The sequence below is a fragment of the Kitasatospora sp. NPDC002040 genome, assembly GCF_040296785.1.
Classification (GTDB): Bacteria; Actinomycetota; Actinomycetes; order Streptomycetales; family Streptomycetaceae; genus Kitasatospora.
The window spans coordinates 1-1,047 of the sequence record NZ_JBEOXV010000046.1 but is presented as its reverse complement, the minus strand read 5'-3'; the positions used below and the strand labels follow the sequence as shown (position 1 = coordinate 1,047).

The 1,047-nt window shown below is 70.6% G+C and carries 1 protein-coding gene; it reads right to left on the bottom strand.

The genetic code is table 11. The features are described 5' to 3' along the window. A partial coding sequence (locus tag ABT118_RS32660; RefSeq protein ID WP_350678570.1) for a glycoside hydrolase family 5 protein occupies positions 1 to 1,047 on the bottom strand: 1,047 nt, incomplete at both ends.

Sequence of the window (1,047 nt, the reverse complement as noted above, 5' to 3'; positions counted from 1 at the left end):
CTGTAGGACAGCAGCGCCCAGTTGTCCTTCGGCGTGCCGTCCGCGGCGGTCCAGCCGATCAGCGGCCAGATCGCGAAGTCGGTGTCGTTGGCCACCAGGATGTCGGTGAAGTTGGCGAACCAGGCCCGTTCCTTGGCGTCGCCCCCGCCCCGGCCGCCGGCCCCGAACTCGCTGATCCACACCGGGGCGGTGAAGTGCTGCCCGGCCTGGGTGACGAACAGCGCCTGCCGGTCCACCACGGCCGCCAGCTGCGCCGGGGTGAAGTCCTGGTAGCGCGGATCACCGGTGGCGCCGCTGCTGCCGTCCGCCGCACCGGTGTTGGCCGGTCCGGTGTAGGCGTAGAAGTGCGCGGCGTAGACCAGCTTGTCGGACTGGATCAGCGTGTTGGAGAGGTTCGCCACCGGGGTGAGCACCGGCCGCCCGTGGTCGAAGACCGCGGCCGGGATGCCGTACCAGTTGATGCCCTCCATGATGATCAGCAGGTCCGGGTCGGCGGCCAGGATGCGGTTGCCCGCCTGCTGGAACGCGGCGTTCAGGTCGTGGCTGTCGCCCCACCCCCAGTTGGGGTCGTCCCAGACGTCGCGCCGGACCTCGTTGCGCAGATCGGCCCCGACCACCCGCTTGTTCGCCTTGTACCGGTTCGTCAGGAACAGCCAGTCGTCCTCCCACTGCTGGGCGCTCTGGCTGCTGTTCCAGCGCTCGTTGCCGTCCAGTCCGCAGCACCAACGGGCGGTCGTGGTGTGGTTGTTGAGGATGACGGCGAAACCGTCGGCGGTGAGCGCCGCGACCGCCTCGTCGAAGACCTGGAGCGCGGTGTCGCCGCGCAGCCATGGGTTGGCCGCCACCGCCGCGTCCGGCACCACCGTCGGGTCGTGCAGCATCGCGTTGGAGAACGGCAGCCGGATGCTGTTCAGCCCGAGCCGGTGGAAGCCCGCCATGATCTCCGCCATCGGCACCCGGTCGAGGCCGAGCGGGAGGTTGTACGAGGGCTGGCCGTGCGCGTGCTGGGCCGGATCGGCGACGGAGCCGCTGCCGGTCCAGGTGCCC